The organism is Nostoc sp., assembly GCF_036917275.1.
In the GTDB taxonomy this organism is placed as follows: Bacteria; Cyanobacteriota; Cyanobacteriia; order Cyanobacteriales; family Nostocaceae; genus Nostoc.
This window is the reverse complement of the sequence record NZ_JBALDF010000028.1, coordinates 119,326-143,359: the sequence shown is the minus strand read 5'-3', so window position 1 is coordinate 143,359 and position 24,034 is coordinate 119,326. Positions and strand designations below refer to the sequence as shown.

The window sequence follows — 24,034 nt, the reverse complement described above, 5'->3', positions numbered from 1 at the left end:
ATTGCAACTTGGGCAGATGTAATCAACCGGGCTAACCTGGGTATGGAAGTAATGCACGAGCGCAACGCTCACAATTTCCCCTTAGATTTGGCAGCAGGTGACTTTGCTCCTGTAGCTCTTACCGCTCCTGCTATCAACGGTTAAATAGTAAAGTTTAGCTAAATTAAAAAGCGCTCTCCCGAAAAGGGGGGCGCTTTTTAGTATCAACGATAATAGTGCTTAATCTGGCAGCGCATTCTTAGTTGAGTGTGCGGTAGTGCAAAAACAACTCACTTCCAACCTGACGAGTTTCGATGAGTTGGAGATGAGGAGCAGCATTGGGAACAAAACCCTCTCCCTCCACTGGGCTAGGGGCGTGCTTTCCTCCATAAATGACAGGCCAAATTGTCAACCACCAATCGTCAATTCGCCCTGCCTTTACTAGAGCAGCTGTTAAAGAGCCGCCTCCCAAAGCCACGACCTTGTGAATACCCCGCTCTGCCATCAAGCTGTAGGCTCGATCCCAGTCCAGGTCTGTATCTCCTAAATCAATTAATTCAGCCAGTTTTAGCAAGGTTGTTGCATCAGAATTGCGCTCCAAACCAGTCCGTGTCGTAAATATCCATCGCTCAATGTCCTGGCTTAAAAAAGGCAAGTCCAGCGATAAGTCAAGGGAACCTGAGACAACGCAGGTAATAGGCTGGGGAGACTGACCTCGAACTTTACGTGCTGCCAACAGTTCGGGATTGCGAATTGTATAGCTGACTCCTTCAGCCCGAATTGTCCCTGCTCCTACCAGGATTAAATCAACAAGTGAGACTTGATACTCCAAGTGTGCTTGATCAGCTGCATCTGAATTACGGGGTGCTTGAGGATCTACGGCACTAATCTTTCCATCGGCCGTCATTGCAAGAACTACAGTTGTTTCGATAGCTGACATGATTACGTTATGACGGTTTTTTGTAATTTTACCTTTTTGAATCCTTTGATTCATCCAATCAATTCACCTACCGCACATCCGCCAATTGATGAGGTGACATTAACGAACGATTCTAGAAGCGTGGCGAGAACCTACTACATGGCAACACCCACTTCTAAAAAAGATATTTTCCAGAACTATAGCCCTTCAGGTGATGGACTTGTGGAGCGATGCGCTTTAGGCGAACTTTTAACGAGGAGAAAACTGAATGACAAATTGTGAGTCCCCAGCACAACTTTACAAGTACGCTAGGAAGCAGATCAATTAATCTCCTTTCTTAATAATTCTGGAATCTGAGAAGGACGTTCAGCTACTGGAACTTGTGCTTCTTTTAAAGCAGCTAATTTACTTTGGGCTGTGCCAAAATTAGGATCGCGTCCGATAACCGTTGCTAAAGTCCCAGTTTGACGCCAACTCTTTCCTGGTGGCGCTTGTCTACCTGCAATGTATGCAATTACTGGTTTATCAATTGCCTCAGCAATGTACCGGGCTGCTGCTTCTTCACTACCACCACCAGGTTGACCGACTAAAACGATCGCCTGTGTAGTTTCATCCTCATCGAGAATTTGTAGCCATTGGAGAAAGGAAGAACCGACGATCGCATCACTACCAATACTGACACTAATCGACTGCCCCAAACCGGCTTTTGTTAATTCATAAGCAACTTCGTAGGTGAGGGTGCTGCTACGACTAACGATCCCCACTGTTCCAGGAGTATAAAACTCGCTAGGTTGAGTACCCAAAAGAATTTTTCCCGGCACAATGATCCCAGGACTGTTGGGCCCGATTACCAAAGTTTCACATGCCTCGGCTTTGCGGAGTAATTGCACCATATCCAAAGGCGGCACGCCAGCGGTAATAATAATGATCTGGCCAATATGAGATGCGATCGCCTCTAATGCCGCATCTAGCACGTCGTAAGGATCTACACAGATAATTGTCGTGTCAATTGCCCCAAATTGTTCTATTACCTCCTCTACTAAATCAAATACTGGCAATCCATGCAGTTCCTGTCCGCCACATCCAGGATTGACACCGGCTACTAAATTCGTGCCATAAGCTTGCATTTGAGCAACATGAGTGCCTGATATAAATTCACAAAAGCCTTGAATTAACACTTTGCTGTCTGGCGTTAGGTTCATAAAAAATTACTGTAAGTTTGGCAACCCAGTCCCTTGAATTACTGGGCATAAAAACGACATATTTTCAGTGTCGTATTGATTCTATTTTTACTGAAATTACAAAAACTAGTCTTGAGACTGAGTGTTCCAAAAATCGGAAAACCTGCCTCTAGCTAAGAATATTCAGTTTGAATGCACTATATAATTTAGTCCCAGGAAGCAAAGCTGTACTTATTTTCAGCATCAAATTCAAAAATTTATACCCTGCGGTAAAAATTAATAATTTATGATTTTTGAATTGTCACAAAATGACACTCACTATTTCTTATGAGCCGTTGGTTTAGCAAGACGAATTGCTGCCGCTACTGCCTCATCTAAATTTTCTACCACAACAAGCGCGTCGTTGTGGGTTTTTAGTGTTGCTAAATATTGTCTAGCAGCATTGAATTCAGAACCAGCAAGACGAACAACTAAGGGTGAAAAATTCCGCTCTCGCCGACTTTTACTACCATTAGAGTGTACAACCTGTGATTGAAGTTCGCTGTTGTCTTGCCGCACAACTCTGGCTATAACTTCAGCCACTTCCTCAGTTAGAGGAATGCTACCCAGAAAGTTAATTAGTATTACTTGAATGCTTTTGTCAGCCTCCAGGATTTTCAGACCTATCTCTAGGCGATCGCAGAAGGTAGTTGGTGTCGTATCTGTCAGGAAAGCATGACGTAGATTTAAACAAACACCTGGATTACCACCAGCATTAGCGACTAAATCCAAAGTTGCCATCACTGAACCAGTACCATTACCTAAAATACCAATTTTTCCATGCATTTTCACACCATCCCAGTCACCCAAGATACCATTTATTTCAGTACTGGTATGACGGCTGATAATTTTTGCCGCCATCTCGGCAAGATCGGGATGACGTTTGATCGCCCGTTCGTTGACCCTGACTTTACCATTAAGAGCCATAACTTGACTAGTAGCACTGACTGCCAAGGGATTAATTTCGACTAAATCCAGGTCTTTTTGCACAAATAACTGGTACATTTTCTCTACAACGCTGCTTACTGACTGCATCAGCGTTCCCTGCAAACCCATTTTCAAAGCCAATCGTCGGGCATAAAATGGCGAGAATTCTTGTTCTACAACAACATAGTGCATTTTTTCCCCAGCGGATTCCCAATCTATGTTTGCTTCTTTGCAACCTAAAAGTACCGGTCGGCAAACAGCAGTATCTAAAACCACCGCTAGATAAAATTCCTGGTTAGCGTCGTATTGGGATTCTGCCAGCACAACTTCTGGCAATTCGCCCCATATTGGTAAACTAAAGATATTTTGAGCAGCTGCTATCGCATCGATAGTCGTTTCGGCAAACCTGACTCCACCTGCTTTTGCCCGTTCTGCTCCATGTACTTGAGATTTCAGTACAATTGGAAAGCGAATTTTTAAACGTTTCAAATCTGTAGGATGGTCAATTCGTTGCGAAGGCAATACAGGAATGCCTATTTTTCCAAACCATTCTTTAACTTGATACTCTAATAAATCCATTGATACACCTTGTATTGACACTTTTCCAGTCTTTAGTTAGTGCTGTCTTAATATTTTGCAGCATCTTTATTGCAGAATTAAGCTTTTGGCAGCTATAAAAATTTATTTTTCACGGATCAATTTTATCGAATTCAGCAAATGAGGCACATTAATTTTGATAGCCAACCTGTTTGTGCCAGAGCCACAACATGAAATTAATCTCCTCAGTAAGTTTCCCAGCATAGAAGATAACTACCATTTCTGTCAAAACCCTCTGATATCACATCGTTTCCTTGACCTTTGGATAAATTTGTCACAACTGTGCAACTAGAATTTTGCACAGCAGTAGCTCCGGTGAATTTAATTGTCACGAAATAATGCGGTGGAAATACTCAAAAAATCTATTATTCCCATTTTTTATTTGTAATTTATATCTGAAGAGAGATTATTTAATTTTGCATCAAGTGCTGTGAAAATGTAGTGATGCGAACAATTGCTCCTCTTTGAATTTTTGGTGAAAAGTTAAAATTTGTGTTAGAAAGTTGGTCGTTCAGATTTTCAGGCTGTGGTTGGTTAAACTGTGCATTTGCATTCAACAAATCTAAAAAGTTCATTTCATCTTCTTAAAGATAATCAAAACAATATAGAAGTTCAGCGGGAAAGCTCTATGAAAGTAGCAGTCCAGCAGGAAGATTTACAGCTTTTAGCCAAAACTTTGCAGGAACAATTACTTGTAGAAGTCTCAACGGCTGATGTCTTCGAGGTTAAGTGTGCCGTCAATAAAGACGGATTAATGATTTTAACGCAACATGAATCAGATGTAATAGTTGACGCTCAGATAATCTTTGCAGTCCTTGAGAAAGTACTTCAGTCTATAGCACCTAACAGTGAGCAGCGAGTGCAATGTTTCCTCAGAGTTTTTGGTGAACCACTTCCTTATGCCAAATCTTTTCTACCCCTGAAGCAGAGGGGAGGATGGGAAGATGAGAGAGATGGCGAAGCCGGGGGGCAATACTTTTCTGCCATTTCTTCATCATCTTTGACCCATTCTTCATCACTCGATGAGATTGAGGAAGAGAAACCGTTTGACCCGTTTGCAGATGCGCCGAATTTGCCGGTTTCAAAGCCAGCATCTCAAATCAAACTTATCTTACTGGGTGCAGCTTTGGTAGGAATTGTAGTCTTAGGCGGTGGTACTTACTTTTTGACTCGCCCTTGTGTAATGTCTGAGTGTAAAGAAATACAAAACGCCGAGCAATTAAAAACAAAATCTCCGCAACTGATGCGCCGCGCTAAGTCTGAAAAAGAATTAGTAGCTGTACAACAGCAGCTTACAACAGCCAGTGCAGCCCTGAATGCAATTCCTAGTTGGTCGCCCCGTTTCCAGATGTCAGAAGAACTAAAAGCAAGTTTGTCTGGACAGTCAAAAAAAATCAACCAGGTGATCAAGGCTTTGCAGACTGCATCTTTGGCGACACAAAAAGTTCAAACTCCTGCAAGTAGCTTAAAGGAATTACAAAGTAGGCAACATTTATGGCAACAGGCTATAGCACCACTAGAAGCTATAAGTTCCGATAATGAACTCTATGGGCTAGCGCAAGGGAAATTATTTGATTATCGTCTCCGTTTGCAGGCTGTAAATCAGCAGATATTTACTGAGGAAAAATGGCTGAAAAAAATAACAGCAGCAAAAGCTGTAGCTAATGCAGCCAAGAATCGGGAAGCTACTGCTAAATCTTTGAATGACTGGCAAAAGGTTCAGTCTACTTGGCTGGTAGCCATTAATGCCTTAAATAGCATTCCCATAACTAGCCCTGGATACCAAGAAGCCGAAAAGCTGTTGGTAGATTATAAACCTAAACTAGTAGCGGCACGCGATCGCGCTACTAAAGAACAATTAGCTGCTAGAACCTACCAACAAGCCGTTAGCACCGCCAAGCAAGGCAAAGTTTATGAACAACAAAACCAATGGCAAGCAGCAGCGACATACTGGGATCAGGCTTTGCAAACTGCTAAAAAAGTTTCCCAAGATAGCTTGTACTACACTCAGGCTCAGTCTCTCATCGAACCCTATTCAATAGCCCTCAAACAAGCACAAGAAAAACTACAAGTTGTTAGTAGTTTGCAACAAACCCGCACTGATTTGGATAAAACCTGTATTAATGGAATTCGGATTTGCACATTTAGCATAGACAATACAAGAATTATTGTCCGGTTAACCCCTGAGTATGACCAAATAAGGCAAAATAATTTGGCTAATCCTTATTCTGAAAATTCTAATACTGCTGTTAATGTTACCAATCACTTGCAAATCTTACGGGAAGCTTTAGCTATAATTAGTGACAATGCAAACTTGTCCCTTTTCCTCTACGATTCTCAAGGTCAGGTAATTTATACGCGGACTTTGGGCGGGTAAGTATAAAAGTTAGGAGTTAGGAGTTAGGAGTGAGGAGTTAAGAATATATGCGGTAATTCGTGATAAACAATATCCCTGACTTCGTAAAAGTTGTCGGGGATCTGTTGCTATACCCCAGTGGCTGCTGCGTAGGCGTTGGCGTAGCCTTAATTTTATCAGGATAATACATGATGTTATTGTTTTTGTATTTTTAACTCACATTCTTGAAAAATATAATTCACCGCAGCAAATAATTTGTCTAAATCTTGAATTACATATAAATTTTTATTCCGAGTAAATACATTAACAATCAACTTTCCAAATTGCCATATTTTGCCGTTAGAAACAATATTAAACTATGATAATTATTTAAAGACTATCAATTGCGATCGCCCTTGGCGAATGATTTTATCGCAATCACAGATCAGATTCGGGTACTCTCAAAATTGCGCTGATTGCGTTTGTGGGGAAGGCTTTCTGAAGAAGCGATCGCTCAACTGAACCGAGCGCTATTGATTGCTCTTGATCTGCCAGGGCAAGATAATAAAATACTCTTGGATGTAGATTAATCGCTTCACCTTATTAACTGCGCGGCGGAATTAAAAAATTGACGAGACAACCCTCTAGTAAGTAAAACTGTTGTCAACAAGTTAGCGAAAGCAACCATAAATATAATTAAAATTTCGTAAGATACAGCATCCAGAGGTTTGACACCAGCTAATAACTGTCCGGTGGTAATTCCTGGTATTGCCACCATACCTATGAGGATCATTTGATTGAGAGTGGGAATCAATCCGGCTCTGATGGCGTCTTTGCGGTACTGGCTAACTGCTTGCTCTGGAGTTGCGCCTAAGCTCAAATGGGTTTCTATTTCGAGATGGCTGGAATTAATGGTGCTGACAAGACGATCGCCTGCTAACGCAGCTGCATTGGTAGCATTACCTAAGACTATCCCTGCTAGGGGAATTATATACTGTGGTTCATACCATCTTTCTGGTTGAATGATCAAGAAGTTGGTGTAAAGCACTGTCAGGGCGGTACTAATTAAAATTGCACCCCACACCAAAGGTAACACATAAGGAATTTTTTGGCTGATGCGATTTCGTGCGACAATCGCCGTAATTGTCAGCATTATTGCTAATAGCGCTAAAACTGCCCAAGCATTGTCTAAAGCCAAGATGAAATCTAAAATGTATCCCAATACAAGTAGTTGTAAGATGGTTCTCCCAGTCGCAAGGGCTAAGTTAAACTCTAATCCTAATTTTTCCCACGCAGATAAACCAATGGCGATCGCCATCAATCCCACAGCAATAGCTAAATCCACGAAATCCAGCTTGATCAGATCCTGCATGGGTTTTCTATCTCCTGGTATTTTGTTATCAAAGCAGCCCACACGCCTGGAACTTTGATCCGATGTGTTGGATCTTGGTTGATATATATCACTTTCATCAATTCAAAATTCAAAATGGTACGACCAAAACATGGCAAACACCTAGTATATCTACTATCTGTAAATTAAATGTGCGGTAGTTTACCGACCCACAATTTAAGTAAAAACCCTAATAGATGCGTATCTTGGACGATAGTCTTTTAGTAGCTCCTCTTTGATTAATAATTCAATCAGCAAAAATTGACTCTCGAAGTGCATCCTTTGTATCTCCCGATAAAATGAGAACTCATGATCCAAAGTGTAAATCCCATCCCTGCCTTTGATATTAAGCAGCAATACACCACCATCGAAGCAGAAGTAAGTGCAGCTGTATTAGAGGTTCTGGCTTCTGGCCGCTATATTGGCGGCCCCTTAGTCGAAGGCTTTGAGCAACAGTTTGCTGTTTATAATACTGTTACTGAATGTGTGGCTTGTAATTCTGGTACTGATGCGCTCTACTTAGCATTACGAGTCTTAGAAATTGGTGCAGGCGATGAAGTGATTACAACGCCTTTTACCTTTATTGCGACATCTGAAGTGATTAGCGCCGTGGGTGCAAAGCCTGTTTTCGTTGATATTGACGCTACTACGTTTAATTTGGATGTGGAGCAAGTCGCGGCGGCGATTACACCCAAAACTAAAGCGATTATCCCAGTTCACCTATTTGGACAACCTGTGGATATGACATCATTGATGGCGATCGCTCAGTCTCACAATTTGTCAATAATTGAAGATTGCGCTCAGTCTACAGGGGCGATTTGGGCTGATCAAAAAGTAGGAAGCATTGGACATATTGGTTGCTTTAGTTTCTACCCTACCAAAAATCTTGGTGGTTGCGGCGATGGCGGGGCAATAACGACTAATGACCCAGCGATCGCTACTAAACTGCGAATATTACGGGATCATGGTAGTAAAGTTCGATATTTACACGAGAAAATCGGTGTAAATAGTCGCTTGGATGCTCTCCAAGCCGCTATATTGCAGATTAAGCTGCGTTATTTAGATATTTGGAATGATCGGCGGCGAGATATTGCCAATTATTACTATCACTTCCTTAGTCAAGTTCCGGGGATCGTCCCGCCCCAAGAATTACCTGGGGGTATTGGGGTATGGAATCAATACACTGTTCGCATATCAGGCGAAGGGCGAAATGGTTCTAGCGCCAAATATCGAGATTGGGTGCGTAGTCAATTGCAAGAGCAGGGTGTGAGTTCAATGATTTACTACCCCCACCCTTTACATTTGCAGCCAGTTTATCAAAGTCTGGGTTATCAAATTGGGGACTTAGCAATAGCAGAGCAAGCTTGCCATGAAGTCATATCCTTACCTATGTTCCCAGAACTGACAGAACAGCAGCAAGACCAGGTGATTTATGCGTTGAAAGAAGTTATGAGTTAGGATTAGAGACGCGATTAATCGCGTCTCTACAGGAGTTTGGAATTAAAAGTTTGAAGTTTGGAGTTTTGAATGAATAAGTTTCTTCAACTCATAACTCCTAACTCATTTCATTACTACATTTGCAGTCGCTAAGGCTTCCACTAAGCCACGCACAGCGGCAATCATGGCTACTTCGCTATTGAGTTGGTTGATGGCGGAACCAACACCAACACCAGCAGCACCAGCAGCGATCGCTAATGGTGCGGTAACGTTAGAAATGCCTGAAGCACACAATACTGGCACTGACACCACACGGGAAATCTCAAAAGCTGCTGCCAAAGTGGGAGCAGCTTTTTCAATTAATCCTAAAGTTCCAGGGTGAACTGGGTTACTGCTAGTACCGCCTTCGGTTTGGATAATGTCCGCTCCAGCTTTCACCAGTTCTTCTGCTAACTGTACCTGTTGATCTAGTTCCAAAATGTGGGGAACGGTGACAGATAGGGTGATTTCTGGGAAGAGAGCGCGGGTTTGCTTAGTCAGCGCTAGCACTTCTGGAGCCTCAAAGCGGCGTCCTTGGGCATAGAAGGAATCGAAATTCCCGATTTCAATTAAATCAGCACCAGCTGCCACAGCTTGCACAAATTTTTCTGGTTCTACTGCTGATACACAAATTGGTAATTTTGTCAAACTTTTAGCTAGCTGTACCAAGGCTGGATCAGCGGCAATATCGACAAAAGTAGCACCGCCAAATTCAGCAGCTTTGACAGTCGCAGCGACGCTAGCGGCGTCGAAGTTATTTAAGCCGCTGATCACTTTCAGAACGCGGCGGTTAGTAAATGCACGTTGGAGTGGAAAATGCATCGTCATAATTGGGCTTTTGAAGCTATGAAAATTAGGTATATTCTACCGTCCCTCAGTTGATGAGGGACTAAATTACTATGGCAGTTGCCAAATCTTGATAGTTTTATCCTTACCGCCACTAATCAAAGTTTTGCCATCCGCACTGAAAGCGATCGCATAAACTTCGGCTGAATGTCCATTAAAGGTGTATATTGCCTCTCCCGTGTTCAGTTGCCAGACTTTTACAGTCTTGTCATCACTAGCACTAGCAATGTATTCCCCATTTGGGCTGAAGGCGATCGCATTTACATCAGCTAAATGCCCTATAATAGTGCGTATTTCCGTGCCCGTGTCCATTTTCCACACTTTGATGGTTTTGTCATCGCTAGCACTAGCTAACATCTGACCATCTTGGCTAATTACAACGTCATTCACATCGCCTAAATGCCCTGTAAGAGTACGTATTTCCTTACCAGTATTCAAATTCCAGACTTTAATAGTTTTATCCTTACTGCCACTGACAATAGTTTTACCATCCGGGCTGATAGCAACGGATAAAACTTCCCCGGAATGCCCTGTAAGAGTACGTATTTCCTTACCAGTATTCAAATTCCAGACTTTGATGGTTTTGTCATAACTACCACTGACAATAGTCTCACCATCCGGGCTGATAGCAACAGAATTAACAAAGCCTTTATGACCATTTAAAGTGCGGCTTTCCTTACCAGTATTTAAATTCCAGACTTTGATAGTTTTATCCTTGCTGCCACTGACAACAGTCTTTCCATCTGAACTGATGGCAACAGCATAAACCAAGTCGGAATGCCCGGTAAGAGTACGAATTTCATCACCACTTTCGATGTTCCAAATTTTGACAGTTTTGTCATCGCTGCCACTGGCAAAGTTATGACTTAAAGAGTTAGAGTTCACAGCCAGGGAATTAACTTCGCCTAAATACCCAGTTAGAGTTCGGATAGACGCCAAGCTTCGTAAATACATATATCCCCCTAACCCCAGTAGCACAACAGCACCCCCCACTAGCAGTTTACTTTTCCACTGGATTTTTGGCGGTGCAACAGTGGCGAGTAAAGTAGATGGGGGTCTATAGTAGTCCATTGATAGTGGCTGTAACCTTGAATCCAAATCTAGGAGGACTTCATCGGCTGACTGGTAACGCTCCTCGATATTTTTTTGTAACAGCTTATCTAGTACATTTTTTAAGGATGCAGATATTGGCAACCTCACGTGTTGCTGCCAGTGTGTTACCCAGCCGTAGCCCTCTTCAGCCCAGAGTTCAGAGGGGTTAATTCTTGTTAACAGATGAAAGCAAGTCACACCCAAACTGAATAAATCGCTAGCCGCATAAGCGCGACGCAGTTTCATTTGTTCAATTGGCGCATAGCCATAGGAACCAATACTCGTGCCTGTATTATCCAAAGAATTTGTAGTTAACTGCTTGGCAACGCCAAAATCAATCAGCACTAACTTGCAATCGCTTTGGCGACGGATAATATTTTCTGGCTTAATGTCACGGTGAATTACCTGATGTTCGTGGACAAACTTCAAAACAGGTAATAATTCACTCAAAACTTGCCAAATCTTGTCTTCACTGAAAATTCCTTGTTGTCGTAACTCCTGCCCTAAAGTTTGCCCTTTAATTAACTGCTGCACCAAATATAAATAGTTATCCTGCTCAAAATAAGCATACAAAGTGGGAATTTGAGGATGTTCTCCTAGCTGTTGGAGACGCCGTGCTTCTTCTTGAAATAATTCCGTAGCCTTACGCAAAGCAGTACTTCCTTGGACTTGGGGTGCTAGCTGCTTAACTACACAATGCTCTTTGAGCTTGTCTTCATCCTCTGCCAAAAAAGTTCTGCCAAATCCGCCGCCTCCCAGTGGTTGAATAATGTGGTAGCGATTTCGTAGCCGTGGTAGTAATCTTGTCCCGCAACTTTGACAAAAATTTATGCCATTAGGGTTGAGGGGCTTCATGCAACTGAGATTGAGGCAGTAGCTCATAGTTAGGCATCTATCACCCGTTGTAATCTATGATAAATACTTCCTGTGCATCCCAAAGTATTTCTGATCGCTATGTTGTAAAATTTTGCTTTTGGAGCTTATTGTGCTAATTCAGCTAAGTATTAAGTAAATAGGCACAATTAAACCAAACTACGTAAACTTATGTAAAGCACAAGAAACGCATTGAATATAAGCTTTTAAGCAATTTATATTTCTTAATGTAGTTATATTTTTTAACGCCTACCTACTTAAATGCAGCATAGCGCCACTATACGTCATAAAATTCAGTAAATGCCTATGCGAAAATAATTAAGTTATACCTTTCAGGAGGAACACATGACTGAAGAAATAGTGGCAAAGTTTGAGGAGAAACAAATACTTGAATTCTGGGATAATAGCCTAGTGGTATTGCAATCCTTGTGTTTTCACATCCTTGCTTTCCCCAAGGCAACTCGACGACTGTAAATGAGGATGGGACAGTTTGTTATGGTTGGGCTTCTTCTTACTTTGAAATAACACAATGCAACGACGAACCTTGGAACCATTTTACAACACCATTTATCTGGTTTCACCGTCCTCTTTCCGACTACTGGAAAGTTTTCAAGGCAGCAGGTTTTTCTGTGAACGAATTTGAAGAACCAAGAATTACCCCAGAGCGATATTATCTTGCAGAAAACGATCGCAAGCTTTTAAATTCTAAAACACGTCCCTATTCGGTAGTTTTTAAACTCCTGAAGGTTAAAAGATTATATAGCTAACCCGATATTCTAGTTCCATCCATCTACGTCTGTAGGGTCTTTTACCACTATCCTAGTCAAACTCTGGAGGCCACAAATCTGCAATTGGTACTTCCCATCCTGGAAGCAGTTCGGGAACTGTTAAAATATCGCCATCACGAAGTATTATTGCCTCTTGTCCAAAGTTGTAAACTTCAACAATCCGCTCATCTGGATTGAGCAAAATTCCTACCTTAGTTCCCAAACTCAGAAATTCTTGAATTTTGGCTCTGAGATCCTGTAAATTATCGCTAGGGGACTTCACTTCTACAGTCAAATCGGGAGCCAATTGAGCAAAAGACTTGGGACTGCGACGCAAGCGTTCGGCTAAGACAAATGAGGCATCCGGTGCGCGTAAATCTGAATTTGGCAATCTGAAACCAGCGCTAGAAGCTGCTGTTCGTCCCAGTTGGCGCGGTCTAACCCAGTTACGTAACTGGGCTATCATTTCGGCTGCGACTTCATCTGATTCGTATCCTGATGGACTCGAAACAATAATATTACCCTTAACTAGTTCCATGCGATAGTCAGGATGCTGTTGCTGCATTTTTTCTAAGTCTTCAAGCGTTAGGGACATAAAACCTCTAATTATCACACGCCCTGTATTTATATTATGGAGACAATAGACCCCTCCAGGAGCGATCGCCCCATAAATTCTCTAGCCATCGCCAAACCAGTCACTCCAAAGACTTCCTATATTCTGCTGTATTAAGCAGTATCGAATATTATTGCCTATTTTTCAAAACACTCCATTGCTGTTTGAACTTTCTCAACTTGCCTAGGTGCTTGCATTTCATCAAAAAGTGCGTAGGCGTAGCCCGTCGCAGACATCGCTTGCACAAAACTTTCCCTACTCTGCTCAACTTCACCTATTTTTTTATGAGTCAATGCCAACTGATAATAAGCTTCAGCTAAGTCTGATTTAGCACCTATTTTATCAAGAATTTCTATTGCTTCTGAATGATGAAAAATTGCTCTAGGAAATTCTCCTTCTTCTCGAAAAAGTTCAGCCATACAACTAATAGCTTTAGCTTTAATCTGGGTAAAATTGTTTTGTTCAGAATTGAATATAGCTCGTTGGCACAACTCAAAGGATTTTCTTAAATTACCTAAATTTTTATAAGTTAAGCAAAGAGTTACTAAACTATGCCCTATTCCCCATAAAGTCACTCTAGTTGATGATGACATGGCACAAAAGGCATTTTCAGCAAGATTCAAGGCATCTTCTCTGCTACCAGAGTGTGATTTTATCAAAGCAAGACAGCATTGAGCATATGCCATGTAATCATCAAGATTGCTATTTTTCTCAGCAAGGCTACAAACAGAATTAAAACAATCTTCGGCTGCTTCTATTTCCCATAATTCAAGTTTGCAAAGCCCTGTATTGAACAAAATAGATATTTTTGTTTTAACATCTAATTCACCCAATACTTTTCCTGATTTCTCATAGCATTCTATCGCTTCTCTAATACACCCAATAATTCGATATGTATACCCAAGTATATTGTAAAGTTTAATTAGTCTTTCTGGCGATCTTATATCATCTATTATCCGTTTAATGACAGAGAAATTTTTCTGGAGCAGTCCCAGTTGGTAAAACGAGCAACCCAAAGGCAACCCTATACTCCACTGTTCACCTCTTCCTTGTAAAATTACATCACCAGCTTGTTCAAAATCACTAATTTCTACATAGTGATAATAAGCCTCTAAAGCGGTTAAAGCATCTGTAATATTTTTTACGGCTGCAACTCGTTGCGTCCAGAATTCTGCGGCTTTTCGGTTTACTAATTCCCATTCTTCACTGATTAACCTTAACCTACTAATCGCTTCATCACGAATTACAGGATGCAGCCAGTATTGTCCTTTTTTAGCTTCTATTAAAGACAAATCTTGCAGAGCTTTAATTACACCTCTACGTTTTTGTTCTGGTACATCCCAAAGCAAACATAAAACTCCCTCAATAGGTAATGAAGTAATATCTTGATAACGATAACATCCTAAACGACACAGGAGACGATAAGCTTCTAAGTCATTTTCTTGGAGACGGGTAAATTGACTGGCGACTAAATCTTTTAACTCTCTTTCTATTAATAAATTTGTACAGTTTTCCTGCCAATATGCATGTATGTCACCAGAAAAATCTGTCAATATTGCTCCTCGGAGAATTTGCATTGCTTTGGCGTTACCTCCACAAGCTTTGCACATTTCACTGAGAATAGTAGAATCACAATTGATGTGGCGACGGCTGAAAAACTGTCGCCACGCTTGATCATCTAAACCTTCCAGTGGGTAGAGATGAACCTCTACACTTGACTCCCGCAAACGCTCACGACTCGTTACTAAAGTAACTGAATGCACATCTTGATCTGCTAATAGTCTCAATAGCTCAACATAAGGGCGACGAGATTCGAGAATCTTGCCATTTTTATCGAGAGCAGTTTCTAGATTATCGATAAATACCCCAATTTTAGAAGTTTGTTCTCGGAGTTTGCGCCGTAGTCGTTCTAAGCTGATACCAAAGTCACATCCCGGTTCTTCCTTAAAGTATCGCCGCAGCCATTCCTCAACCACACTCTCTACAGGAGTGAGGTTTTGGATTTCTGTCGCCATCCATAGTTCCAGTACAAAATTAAACTTTTGAGTTTTAAAATACTTACGTGCTAAGGTGGTTTTACCAACGCCGCCTTCACCCTGGATGAGAATAACTTTTGCTCCCCGATTCACAAGGGCATGGAGATCGGCTATTTGGCGATCGCGCCCTACAAAGTTAGAATCTAAATCTTGGGGTTTAGCGTCATAGCCTGCTAAATTGGGAATCTGGGAGATTTGTTGCGACTGTTGGGTTGTTTTAAACCCCTGAACCACGCCTTGGAAGGTAGATTTTGAGACTTTCTCTCCTATAACTTTTGACAGTAAATGCCAAAGTTCTGCGCCAACTGCTTTTAAATGCGCTTCAGTGTAACCACGGCTATTGGCAATATCCTGATAAGTCCGCTTTTCATCCTCCCACAAATGACGAAAGATAATCCTTTGAGTTTTATCTAAGTGTTCTCCCGTCTTGAGAAAAACCAAGTTATCTACAAACTCTAAGGCTTCTTCTGCACCCATTTGCTAGCTTGATGTATCATTTGTAATTTATTATAACCATATTTTTACTACTTCTTCCTACCCTTCATACTACAAAATACTTTTTCCTACTCGGTAGGGAACTCACTTTGTCCGACTGCAAAGCATTCTGGGCTGTATTACTATTGTAATTAATACAGGCGAAGTTAAGTTAAGCGCCAAGAAAAGGTGGTTGAGGAGAGATTTAGAGAGCGCTACTACTGCAAACTTAGTAAATCACAGATATTATTTGTTCCTCTCTCATATTAATGATTCATGTGGTGTCTACTAAATAGGCAGTAGCTATTAACTAATTAGATTCTGTAGAGCGTATTTACAAGTAAATATGTAAGTCTTTACCCTACAGGAGGTTCAATGATGTTAGACAAAGATTGTTATCATGATTGCAATCAAAATCACTGCCCCTTTGCTCAAGATACAGGTAATCCCAATAGATATGTTTGCCTCAAATGCGGTGTTGAGCGAGAAATAAATAAGTATCCCTCTGGTTTAGGCTCATTTTTGCTGCTGTTGTTGAGCTTGTTTATTTTTTTCCAACTATTAGCTAACTATGAAAAGCAAAACGAGCCGCAAAGGCAACAACAGTCTTTTAATAATTTACCCAATCAGGCAATTATTCACTAGTATAGCAAGGGACTGGGGACTGGGTGAAAAGACTTTTTGTGTCTAAGTTTTATCATCTGTTAATGTTCTAACCACCTTGGCTGTTGCTATAAAATTAATTTTCATACTAGGTATGATTTCCCATTACTTCCTTTTTGAAATAGAAAGAAAATGGGAAATTAAAAAGAATATTCACTGCTAAAAATCCAGCTACTTTCGTAACTAAAATTATGGACACAAATCAGGATACGCTTCTATTTCGCTTTGCTTCTAAATCTTTGAAATATTTCTTGTTGGTGCTATTTGGGATTGCGATCGCCTACGTTTTATCCAGTGGTTTAGGTATCTTACAAATCATCCCCATACTGCTGTACCTTTTACAACAGTTTTTGCTTCCACTAGGAATTATCCTGTTGTGTTTAATTACAACAGCAATAATTCTTGAATCCCTGCGTTAAGAATCGAGGGAATCACTACTAACTTATTTATTTTCCGTAGTAAACCCTGGCATTACCATATCCTATATTTCGCAGGTATTTATTCCATTCCTGAGCTTGGAATCGCTCAGGGAAAGGCCCTATTGCTACGTGTGGCCCTCGTGGTTGCGTCCTTTCGAGGACTGCGCCAGATCGTCCTAAATCTTGACTATATGGGCCTAGATTCTGCCTAATTTTTGCTGCGATCGCAGGTAATTCTTGTTGAGTGGTGGGAATGACGACATAATATCTAGAGGCTTGTCTGGAAGCATTTATATTACTGCGATCGCCTCTATTGCCTCCATATATTTCCTGTCCGTTAGCGGAGCTGATCCGTACATTAGAAATGCCTCGTGACTGTAGCTCATTGACGCGTTGTTGGGCGTTAGATACTTTGTTAAAAACTCCTGACTGAATTACATTCCGTCCTTGATAGTAACGAATGTAAGCACTGGGTTCAATCCGACGGATTGCTTGTAGCGTCTGGAAATCACTACTATCAACGTAAACTGAGTAGCGCTCAAAGTTCTGGTTATATTGACTAAACTGTGCAGGTTGAGAGGGCTGAAAATTCTGTTCAAATTGATTGTTCTGTAATGGTTGAGAGGGCTGAAAATCCTGCTCAAATTGATTGTCTTGTACTAATTGTAACTGCGGTGATGGCTGTTGACCAAAGGGAATTGGTGGTGGTGGTAAAGTTTCACCTGCTTCTTGAGCCAGTACCATCTTGTTGTGGATTTGTGCTTGTGCTGGGGTAGAGTTGGGAATCAGCACTAACCATCCTCCCACTAACAACCAGAGAAGTCTAATAGTGGGTTTCCAACCCTCAGAATTTCGGTGCAGCATCTGAAATGGGATAAATTGACTTGGCATTCCTCTCGACATAAGTAGTTAGAAAGTAGTCAAAATATTTCTAGGCAATTTCCATCAGGAACTAATTAGTTCACGTTGTAGCAACTATAGCGCTTCTCTTTTCTATACAATACACTCTGACCTCACTTCCATTTCTTTATTCTAAAAAGAGAAAGGCTTTGAAAAACTGAAGTGCTTTGGTAGCAAGGCTTTGAAGAGTGTGTGCTACAATGGTATAACCACGCATATCGTGTCGTGTTTGTATGAAAAAAGTCGTCGTTGGTCTTTCTGGTGGCGTTGACAGTTCCACCGCCGCAGCTATCCTGCACCATCAGGGCTATGAAGTGATTGGTTTGACTCTTTGGCTAATGAAAGGCAAAGGTCAATGTTGCTCTGAAGGTATGATAGACGCGGCTGATATCTGTGAACAGTTGGGCGTTCCCCATCAGATTGTGGATATTCGGGATCTCTTTCAGACGCATATTGTCGATTACCTGGTGACTGGTTACAGTGCCGGGATCACACCTTTACCTTGTTCTCAGTGCAATAAAACGGTGAAGTTTGGGCCAATGGTGCAGTATGCCCATGAACAACTGGGATGCGATCGCATTGCCACTGGTCATTATGCCCGAATTAGCTATGACGAAGCAACTGGACGTTACCAATTATTAAGGGCTGTTGACCGTAACAAAGACCAGTCATACTTTCTCTATGATTTGTCTCAAGATTTGCTTGCTGCAACTATATTCCCTCTGGGTGAATTAGAAAAAACTGACACCCGCCGGATTGCGACTGAATACGGACTGAAAACTGCTGACAAACCAGAAAGTCAAGACTTATGCTTAGTGGAAAGTAACGGTTCCATGCGGGCATTTTTGGATAAATATTTAGCTCCCAAAACAGGCGATATTGTTGATGTCACAGGCAAAGTTTTGGGACAGCATGATGGTGTCCATCATTACACCATTGGCCAGCGCAAAGGCTTGGGAATTGCTGCTGCCGAACCGCTATATGTGATTGAATTAGATGCGGAAAATAATAAAGTAGTAGTAGGCGATCGCACAAAAGTAACTCAGCCAGAATGCACTGTAAATAGAGTAAATTGGGTTTCTATTGCCGAACCATCCACCCCAATTCATGCCGAAGTGCAAATTCGCTATCGTTCAACGGCTACACCAGTGACAGTGATTCCGTTGGAAAACTCCCGTGTGCGTTTGGTGTTTGATGAACCCCAAATCAGCATCACCCCCGGACAAGCGGCGGTGTGGTACGACGGAGAAAAAGTGTTAGGTGGCGGAATTATTGAACAATTTAGTTAATAGACCTCTTGCAAAAATCCTTGAATCACCCCTCCCCAACCCTCCCCTTCATAAGGGGAGGGGGCAAGATTTAAAGTTTCCCCCTCTTTATAAGGGGGGATTAAGGGGGGTCTATTCGACTTATGCAAGAGGTCTAATAATAACTCTTACCCTGTTTTTGCATAAAGCAGAACCACCCTTCCTAACTTGTAAGGAGGGGTATTTTTATTTTAAAATTGGATATATGTCGGAAGAACCTATCTCTGACCAGTTTTTGATACAGTTATTAGAAAGCTATACCTCAGCAGAGGTGGCAGAGATTCAAAACTATATAAGTGAGTGGGATGCTGCCACCTACACGAGTGTTGCCCAGAGTATCTTAGACCATGCTAATAGAAAAGGAATTGACCCATTAAAGTATCTACGCAAGGCTCATAACTTTAATAAAAAAGGAGCGATTAGAGTTCCGAAAACTGGATATCGTGGAGATAGTTCAGCTGTATATCGTAAAAGCAATGAATATCTGATTGTCAGACCCGATCAATATGGTACTGAAAAGATAGTTACTTATGGAGTCAATGATGACTAAAGCAATTTTAAATCAGCAAGAATTAATTAAGAAAAATATTAGTCAATTATTAGTACAGTTGACTAATACTTATCAAAATGCACGTGGCGAACGACAAGAAATTTCTATTCAGTTTCCACCAGAAGATGAAGATTTTTCACTTTTAGAAGAACTTGAACTTTTAACAGTAAATCTCAGAGGTTATGCAAGTCAAATTCAATCCACAGGTCAAATTGTCAATCCAGCCCAGGCAATTGAGCAATTACAAGTTATGCAAGTTTTAAATGTACCTCAGATTGCGAGTTGTTATTTTGGCAGCAATGGCAATTATGAACAGATAAAGAGTTATATTAGAACGTTGGATTACTTGCGGTTACTACTGTTGGAATATTTGCAGTTTTAGAGTGATTAAAATTATTACTTATTAACCTTGGTTTGACCCTTTATGCTTGGCAATTCTTTCCCGCACAGCTTGGCGTATATCTTCCCAATCGTCAGGAGTCATCTCAGTTGCATTCCCAGAATTTAGACCTTCTAAAAGCATCGTTTCCAAACGTTCAGCCGCTTGACGCTTTTGGTCTTGGCGCACTAACTCACGAAAATATTCACTGACACTGCTGTAGCCACCAGTCGCCACTTTCTCTTCTATATAAGTCCGCATCGCGTCAGGGAGAGATATATTTATACTTTTCATACTTTCTAAATGCTATAACCATCTGGGAAAGTGATATCAGGTTGTTGTATGATATTCGGTAAAAAGTTTTCTCGCCATGTTATTTGAGGCTTTTCACAAACTATAATAGTTTTATCAAAAGGAATAATACACCATATTTCTCGACAGTATGAAACAAACAAATTTAACTTTTGTTCGTCAAAGTTCACTCCCAAAATATGAGCAAATTCAAATAGTGCTGCTGAACTAATAAAGTCTTCATTACCCAAAATATACTTATACCTAAGATGATCTCCAATAAAATTATCTCCTAAAGCATCTTTTAAGTCATACTTAATTCCAGAATATAATAATTTAATTAGTTTTTGAAAAATAGGAATTACTTCATATTGAAAAAAATTTGTTAGCTCAAGTCTCAAATCATCTTCTATCAAATTGTTTAAAGAATCAAACAATTCAGATATTAAAGAAGTTAAAACAGAAGTAATTACAGGTTGTGCCAAAAGACAATCAAAAGGAATTAGTAACAAATCCCAATATAAAGATTTTAGCTTTTCAGCAAGATAAGTGTTTTGATTGTGTTCTAAAAAATCAGATTTTTTTAGTATTCCTAGATGTGCAGTGTAAAAACTAGGTACAAAAACTACATCTGGTATCTCTTCTCCTGCATACGTATATAATTCTCGAATAATTTTAGCGGCTTTTTGATGGTTTAAAGGGGTATTGATTACATCTAGCCAACTTTGCTTTTTTTCAGAAAGTTGTCCTTCTTGTTCTAACGTTAAACAGTATATATTTTTTTTTGCGGCTCTATGTCTGTAATGAATCAAATTACACTTTTCTTTATTTAGATAAACAGAAATAGAACCATATTCATTTATTTCTAACCTATTAAATCCTTGTTCACAACAATCTGCTATTTCTGCAATAAAATTTCTCAGATTTTTGTAATATTTTCGGATTTTAAACAAATCATCTTTTAAAATGAATTCTGCTGAAGAGTTTACGCTTTCAATTAAATTGCTCTTTAACTTGGGTACAAATTCTTTCTAATAATCAACAGATTCAAGAAAGTCATCATCATCATACAAAATAATAACAAAAGATATCTCTCGACCAATAGGAACACTAAAAAAATCTCCTCCGTTTTCATGCGCCAAGGAGAAAATTATTATAAAATAAATAGGCTGACCAGCTATAATTATTTTTTTAAGATGTTGGATTGTAGCTTGTAAAGAATTAAAATCAATAAATGATTCCCTAGATTTCCAACCATACAGATCAACTCCTTTTAACAAACCATTTCGCCATTGATAAATTTCATAAACTTCTTCTGGTAATTTAAAAGGTAAATCTTTTGTTATCTCATCAATTTCTTCAGGCTTTAATCCTGGTTGAAGTAATGAGGTAATTTCAGGTGCTTTTATTACCAAGCAATCCCAAATTCGCTTTAAATTTTCTTTAATTCCTGTCATAAACATTATTGACTTGCGGTCGTTTGCTTACGTCGCTCATTAAGCTTGGTTTGACCCTTTATGCTTGGCAATTCTTTCCCGCACAGCTTGGCGTATATCTTCCCAATCGTCAGGAGTCATCTCAGTTGCATTCCCAGAATTTAGACCTTGTAAAAGCATCGTTTCCAAACGTTCAGCTGCTTGACGCTTTTGGTCTTGGCGCACTAACTCACGGAAATATTCACTGACACTGCTGTAGCCACCAGTCGCCACTTTCTCTTCTATATAAGTCCGCATCGCATCAGGAAGAGATATATTTATACTTTTCACTGGTACTACTTCCCTAATTTTTCCTTCATAATATTATTTTATGGCAATTTATGCCATTTATTGCCATACCAGACTCAATGAGTAAAAGCGATACCTGCGGCGAACTAAATCTACATACTCTCTATCAAAAACTACTTCTATCTAATGCTCCTTCAAACTCTTTCAAAGCTTGTACGGTTCCTACTTGCCAAGCTCTTTCAACTGTAGCGGCAATAATTTGAGTTAAAGGGATATTTGGAAAGTTAGGACTGTGATCAGATTCGATGTAATGTCCATCTCTGAGTAAATAAATTCTCAGCTTTTTACTATCGTAAATCCATAATTCTGGAACAGCGATCGCAACGTATGCATCAAGAGTTGTTTTTGATGTCACATCTGTTTCAATTGCCAAATCAGGAGGCGGATCGTTTGGTTCTAGTTTGCGACGACCAATCATTCTTTGGTAATTCTGGATGTAGAAGCAAGCATCTGGTTCTACCCCTGCTATATTTTCCCGCTTAAAGGTGGTTGAACCGAAGGGTTCATAACTTTTCCCTGCAATCTTCAGCAAGATTTTTACAATATCCGAAATTAAGTCCTTTGATTTTTCGTGTTCGGGTAGAGGAACCATAATTTCTAACGTAGACTTGCTGTAAGCAACTCGTAGCGATCGCTTTTCCCCCAGTTCTTGCAAAATAGATTCAAATTCCTCCCAACTTATATCCTGGACATTCACTGTACTACCAGGCGCTAGCCGCATTTTGCTAACAGGTTTAACAACGGGGGATACAGCAGTCATAAGCATTTTCCTTATACAGGAACTATTCTGAAACTTGAGGCTGGATTAGCTTTAGCGTAACCTAATCAAATCGCTTACAGGCCAGTTGCAAAATTTTCTTCCATTCCCCAAACTATTTATATCTCAGTACCAGCATTTGATAAGTTAGTACATAATCTGAAACAATAACAGTTAATACAAAGAGGGGATTACGTTGAGTCACAATCCAGATGCCATAGCCCCCCACGGTGGACAGTTGGTTAACCGCATCGCCACACCAGAACAAAGAGCAGAGTTTCTCTCAAAAGCTGACTTTTTGCCGCGAGTGCAACTTGACGATCGCGCCGTTTCTGATCTAGAAATGATTGCGATCGGTGCTTTTAGTCCACTGACGGGTTTTATGAACCAGGAAGACTACGATCGCACTGTTACAGAAATGCGACTAGCTAACGGTCTTGTGTGGTCAATCCCGATTACACTATCAGTAAGCGAAGAAGTCGCTTCTCGCCTGAAAGAAGGCGACTTGCTCCGTCTGGATAATCCCGCCGGTCGGTTTATCGGGGTTTTGGAACTCACGCAAAAATACCACTACGACAAAACCCGCGAAGCAATAAAGGTCTACCGCACTGATGATGCCAATCATCCAGGTGTACAGGTACTCTATAACCAAGGTTTAATACATCTTGCTGGCGATATTTGGCTACTGCAACGCGAACCTCATCCCCAGTTTCCCACCTATCAAATTGATCCGCCTGCCTCGCGGCAAATGTTTCGAGAAAATGGCTGGAAAACCATTGTTGGTTTCCAAACTCGCAACCCCATTCATCGCGCTCATGAATATATTCAAAAGTGCGCGTTGGAAACAGTAGATGCGCTCTTTTTGCACCCATTGGTAGGGGCTACAAAAGATGATGACATTGCCGCCGACGTGCGAATGCGCTGCTATGAAATTTTGCTAGAACACTACTACCCTGATGACCGGGTGGTTTTGGCAATTAATCCAGCCGCAATGCGCTATGCTGGGCCTCGTGAAGCAATATTCCATGCTTTAGTCCGCAAAAACTACGGCTGTACTCACTTTATTGTCGGACGGGATCATGCTGGCGTCGGTGACTATTACGGCACTTACGATGCTCAATACATTTTTGACGAGTTTGAGCCAACTGAATTGGGCATTGTGCCGATGAAATTTGAACACGCTTTCTACTGCCTGCGTACTAAGCAGATGGCAACATCTAAAACCAGTCCCAGCAAGCCAGAGGAACGCATTCATTTATCGGGGACAAAAGTCCGGGAAATGCTGCGGCGCGGTGAGTTACCTCCACCAGAGTTTTCCCGTCCAGAGGTGGCGGCAGAGTTGGCACGGGCAATGCAGATAGAAGTACCTGTCTAGGGCATTGGGCATTGGGGCATTAGTCATTGGTTATTAATTTTTTTCCCTTACTCCTCTTGTCCCCT

General features: G+C 40.8%; 25 protein-coding genes and 1 pseudogene. 11 read left to right on the top strand and 15 right to left on the bottom strand.

The genetic code is table 11. The annotated features are described in order from the left end of the window. A pseudogene (locus tag V7K35_RS09865) lies at positions 1–144 on the top strand (photosystem II q(b) protein); the annotation flags it as partial. A gap of 94 nt (positions 145–238) precedes the next feature. On the opposite strand, the gene V7K35_RS09860 reads toward V7K35_RS09865, so the two are convergent. Beyond that, entirely contained in the window at positions 239–919 is a 681-nt protein-coding gene (locus V7K35_RS09860) for a RibD family protein (protein ID WP_335078444.1), read from the bottom strand. 9 nt (positions 920–928) lie between these two features. On the opposite strand from V7K35_RS09860, the gene V7K35_RS09855 reads away from it, so the two are divergent. Next, the gene (locus V7K35_RS09855; RefSeq protein ID WP_335078442.1) at positions 929–1,180 is read left to right on the top strand and encodes a hypothetical protein; all 252 of its coding nucleotides are present in this window, start codon (positions 929–931) and stop codon (positions 1,178–1,180) included. 38 nt (positions 1,181–1,218) lie between these two features. Here V7K35_RS09855 and V7K35_RS09850 read toward each other — a convergent pair whose 3' ends face one another. From V7K35_RS09850 to V7K35_RS09840, 3 genes are all read right to left on the bottom strand, one after another. Beyond that, entirely contained in the window at positions 1,219–2,100 is an 882-nt protein-coding gene (locus V7K35_RS09850) for a succinate--CoA ligase subunit alpha (protein ID WP_334793749.1), read from the bottom strand. Between the two features lie 297 nt (positions 2,101–2,397). Continuing rightward, the gene (locus tag V7K35_RS09845) at positions 2,398–3,624 is read right to left on the bottom strand and encodes a succinate--CoA ligase subunit beta (RefSeq protein ID WP_334793748.1); all 1,227 of its coding nucleotides are present in this window, start codon (positions 3,622–3,624) and stop codon (positions 2,398–2,400) included. A 428-nt stretch (positions 3,625–4,052) separates the two neighbouring features. Further along, a complete protein-coding gene (locus V7K35_RS09840) occupies positions 4,053–4,217 on the bottom strand; it encodes a hypothetical protein (protein WP_334793747.1) in 165 nt (54 codons plus the stop codon). Between the two features lie 53 nt (positions 4,218–4,270). Here V7K35_RS09840 and V7K35_RS09835 point away from each other — a divergent pair, with 53 nt between their 5' ends. Continuing rightward, on the top strand, positions 4,271–6,019 hold the full coding sequence (locus tag V7K35_RS09835; RefSeq protein WP_335078440.1) for a hypothetical protein: 1,749 nt from the start codon (positions 4,271–4,273) through the stop codon (positions 6,017–6,019). Positions 6,020–6,572: 553 nt separating this feature from the next. Here V7K35_RS09835 and V7K35_RS09830 read toward each other — a convergent pair. Then, complete coding sequence (locus tag V7K35_RS09830) at positions 6,573–7,349, bottom strand: ABC transporter permease (protein ID WP_335078438.1); 777 nt, start codon at positions 7,347–7,349, stop codon at positions 6,573–6,575. A 327-nt stretch (positions 7,350–7,676) separates the two neighbouring features. On the opposite strand from V7K35_RS09830, the gene V7K35_RS09825 reads away from it, so the two are divergent. Further along, the gene (locus tag V7K35_RS09825) at positions 7,677–8,825 is read left to right on the top strand and encodes a DegT/DnrJ/EryC1/StrS family aminotransferase (protein WP_335078435.1); all 1,149 of its coding nucleotides are present in this window, start codon (positions 7,677–7,679) and stop codon (positions 8,823–8,825) included. Positions 8,826–8,927: 102 nt separating this feature from the next. Here V7K35_RS09825 and V7K35_RS09820 read toward each other — a convergent pair whose 3' ends face one another. Beyond that, positions 8,928–9,671, bottom strand: coding sequence for a DUF561 domain-containing protein (locus V7K35_RS09820; protein WP_335078432.1), 744 nt, complete (start codon positions 9,669–9,671; stop codon positions 8,928–8,930). A gap of 69 nt (positions 9,672–9,740) precedes the next feature. Beyond that, the gene (locus tag V7K35_RS09815; RefSeq protein WP_335078430.1) at positions 9,741–11,663 is read right to left on the bottom strand and encodes a serine/threonine-protein kinase; all 1,923 of its coding nucleotides are present in this window, start codon (positions 11,661–11,663) and stop codon (positions 9,741–9,743) included. Between the two features lie 419 nt (positions 11,664–12,082). Between V7K35_RS09815 and V7K35_RS09810 the strand changes: the two genes are divergently transcribed. Continuing rightward, positions 12,083–12,421 carry a hypothetical protein gene (locus V7K35_RS09810; RefSeq protein ID WP_335078428.1) on the top strand — a complete coding sequence of 113 codons (339 nt, stop codon included), beginning with the start codon at positions 12,083–12,085 and terminating at the stop codon, positions 12,419–12,421. Positions 12,422–12,473: 52 nt separating this feature from the next. On the opposite strand, the gene V7K35_RS09805 is transcribed toward V7K35_RS09810, so the two are convergent. Together V7K35_RS09805 and V7K35_RS09800 are read right to left on the bottom strand one after the other, a co-directional pair. Then, positions 12,474–13,016 (bottom strand): Uma2 family endonuclease, encoded by a 543-nt coding sequence (locus V7K35_RS09805; RefSeq protein ID WP_335078426.1) that lies wholly within the window; start codon positions 13,014–13,016, stop codon positions 12,474–12,476. 155 nt (positions 13,017–13,171) lie between these two features. Then, the gene (locus V7K35_RS09800; protein WP_335078424.1) at positions 13,172–15,547 is read right to left on the bottom strand and encodes an AAA family ATPase; all 2,376 of its coding nucleotides are present in this window, start codon (positions 15,545–15,547) and stop codon (positions 13,172–13,174) included. A 372-nt stretch (positions 15,548–15,919) separates the two neighbouring features. On the opposite strand from V7K35_RS09800, the gene V7K35_RS09795 reads away from it, so the two are divergent. Next, positions 15,920–16,189, top strand: a complete 270-nt coding sequence (locus V7K35_RS09795) for a hypothetical protein (RefSeq protein ID WP_335078422.1) — start codon at positions 15,920–15,922, stop codon at positions 16,187–16,189. Between the two features lie 209 nt (positions 16,190–16,398). Next, positions 16,399–16,626 (top strand): hypothetical protein, encoded by a 228-nt coding sequence (locus tag V7K35_RS09790; protein ID WP_334793596.1) that lies wholly within the window; start codon positions 16,399–16,401, stop codon positions 16,624–16,626. A 27-nt stretch (positions 16,627–16,653) separates the two neighbouring features. Here the strand turns inward: V7K35_RS09790 and V7K35_RS09785 are convergent, their stop codons facing one another. After that, the gene (locus V7K35_RS09785) at positions 16,654–17,517 is read right to left on the bottom strand and encodes a hypothetical protein (RefSeq protein ID WP_335078420.1); all 864 of its coding nucleotides are present in this window, start codon (positions 17,515–17,517) and stop codon (positions 16,654–16,656) included. A gap of 242 nt (positions 17,518–17,759) precedes the next feature. On the opposite strand from V7K35_RS09785, the gene mnmA reads away from it, so the two are divergent. From mnmA to V7K35_RS09770, 3 genes are all read left to right on the top strand, one after another. Continuing rightward, positions 17,760–18,815 carry a tRNA 2-thiouridine(34) synthase MnmA gene (mnmA, locus tag V7K35_RS09780; RefSeq protein WP_335078418.1) on the top strand — a complete coding sequence of 352 codons (1,056 nt, stop codon included), beginning with the start codon at positions 17,760–17,762 and terminating at the stop codon, positions 18,813–18,815. Positions 18,816–19,038: 223 nt separating this feature from the next. Further along, positions 19,039–19,383 (top strand): hypothetical protein, encoded by a 345-nt coding sequence (locus tag V7K35_RS09775; RefSeq protein WP_335078416.1) that lies wholly within the window; start codon positions 19,039–19,041, stop codon positions 19,381–19,383. After that, positions 19,373–19,765: a hypothetical protein gene (locus tag V7K35_RS09770; protein ID WP_335078414.1), complete on the top strand. Its 393-nt coding sequence runs from the start codon at positions 19,373–19,375 to the stop codon at positions 19,763–19,765. The genes V7K35_RS09775 and V7K35_RS09770 overlap by 11 nt, the downstream gene beginning before the upstream one ends. Positions 19,766–19,786: 21 nt before the next feature. On the opposite strand, the gene V7K35_RS09765 is transcribed toward V7K35_RS09770, so the two are convergent. The 5 genes from V7K35_RS09765 to V7K35_RS09745 form a co-directional block, all read right to left on the bottom strand. Further along, entirely contained in the window at positions 19,787–20,056 is a 270-nt protein-coding gene (locus V7K35_RS09765) for a type II toxin-antitoxin system ParD family antitoxin (RefSeq protein ID WP_190896190.1), read from the bottom strand. Positions 20,057–20,061: 5 nt separating this feature from the next. Further along, complete coding sequence (locus V7K35_RS09760) at positions 20,062–21,006, bottom strand: hypothetical protein (protein ID WP_335078412.1); 945 nt, start codon at positions 21,004–21,006, stop codon at positions 20,062–20,064. Positions 21,007–21,084: 78 nt separating this feature from the next. After that, the gene (locus V7K35_RS09755) at positions 21,085–21,510 is read right to left on the bottom strand and encodes an SMI1/KNR4 family protein (protein ID WP_335078410.1); all 426 of its coding nucleotides are present in this window, start codon (positions 21,508–21,510) and stop codon (positions 21,085–21,087) included. A 39-nt stretch (positions 21,511–21,549) separates the two neighbouring features. Further along, a complete protein-coding gene (locus V7K35_RS09750; RefSeq protein ID WP_335078407.1) occupies positions 21,550–21,819 on the bottom strand; it encodes a type II toxin-antitoxin system ParD family antitoxin in 270 nt (89 codons plus the stop codon). Positions 21,820–21,943: 124 nt separating this feature from the next. Continuing rightward, positions 21,944–22,597, bottom strand: coding sequence for a Uma2 family endonuclease (locus tag V7K35_RS09745; RefSeq protein WP_335078405.1), 654 nt, complete (start codon positions 22,595–22,597; stop codon positions 21,944–21,946). 193 nt (positions 22,598–22,790) lie between these two features. On the opposite strand from V7K35_RS09745, the gene sat reads away from it, so the two are divergent. Next, the gene (gene sat / locus V7K35_RS09740) at positions 22,791–23,969 is read left to right on the top strand and encodes a sulfate adenylyltransferase (RefSeq protein ID WP_335078404.1); all 1,179 of its coding nucleotides are present in this window, start codon (positions 22,791–22,793) and stop codon (positions 23,967–23,969) included. Positions 23,970–24,034: the final 65 nt, after the last annotated feature.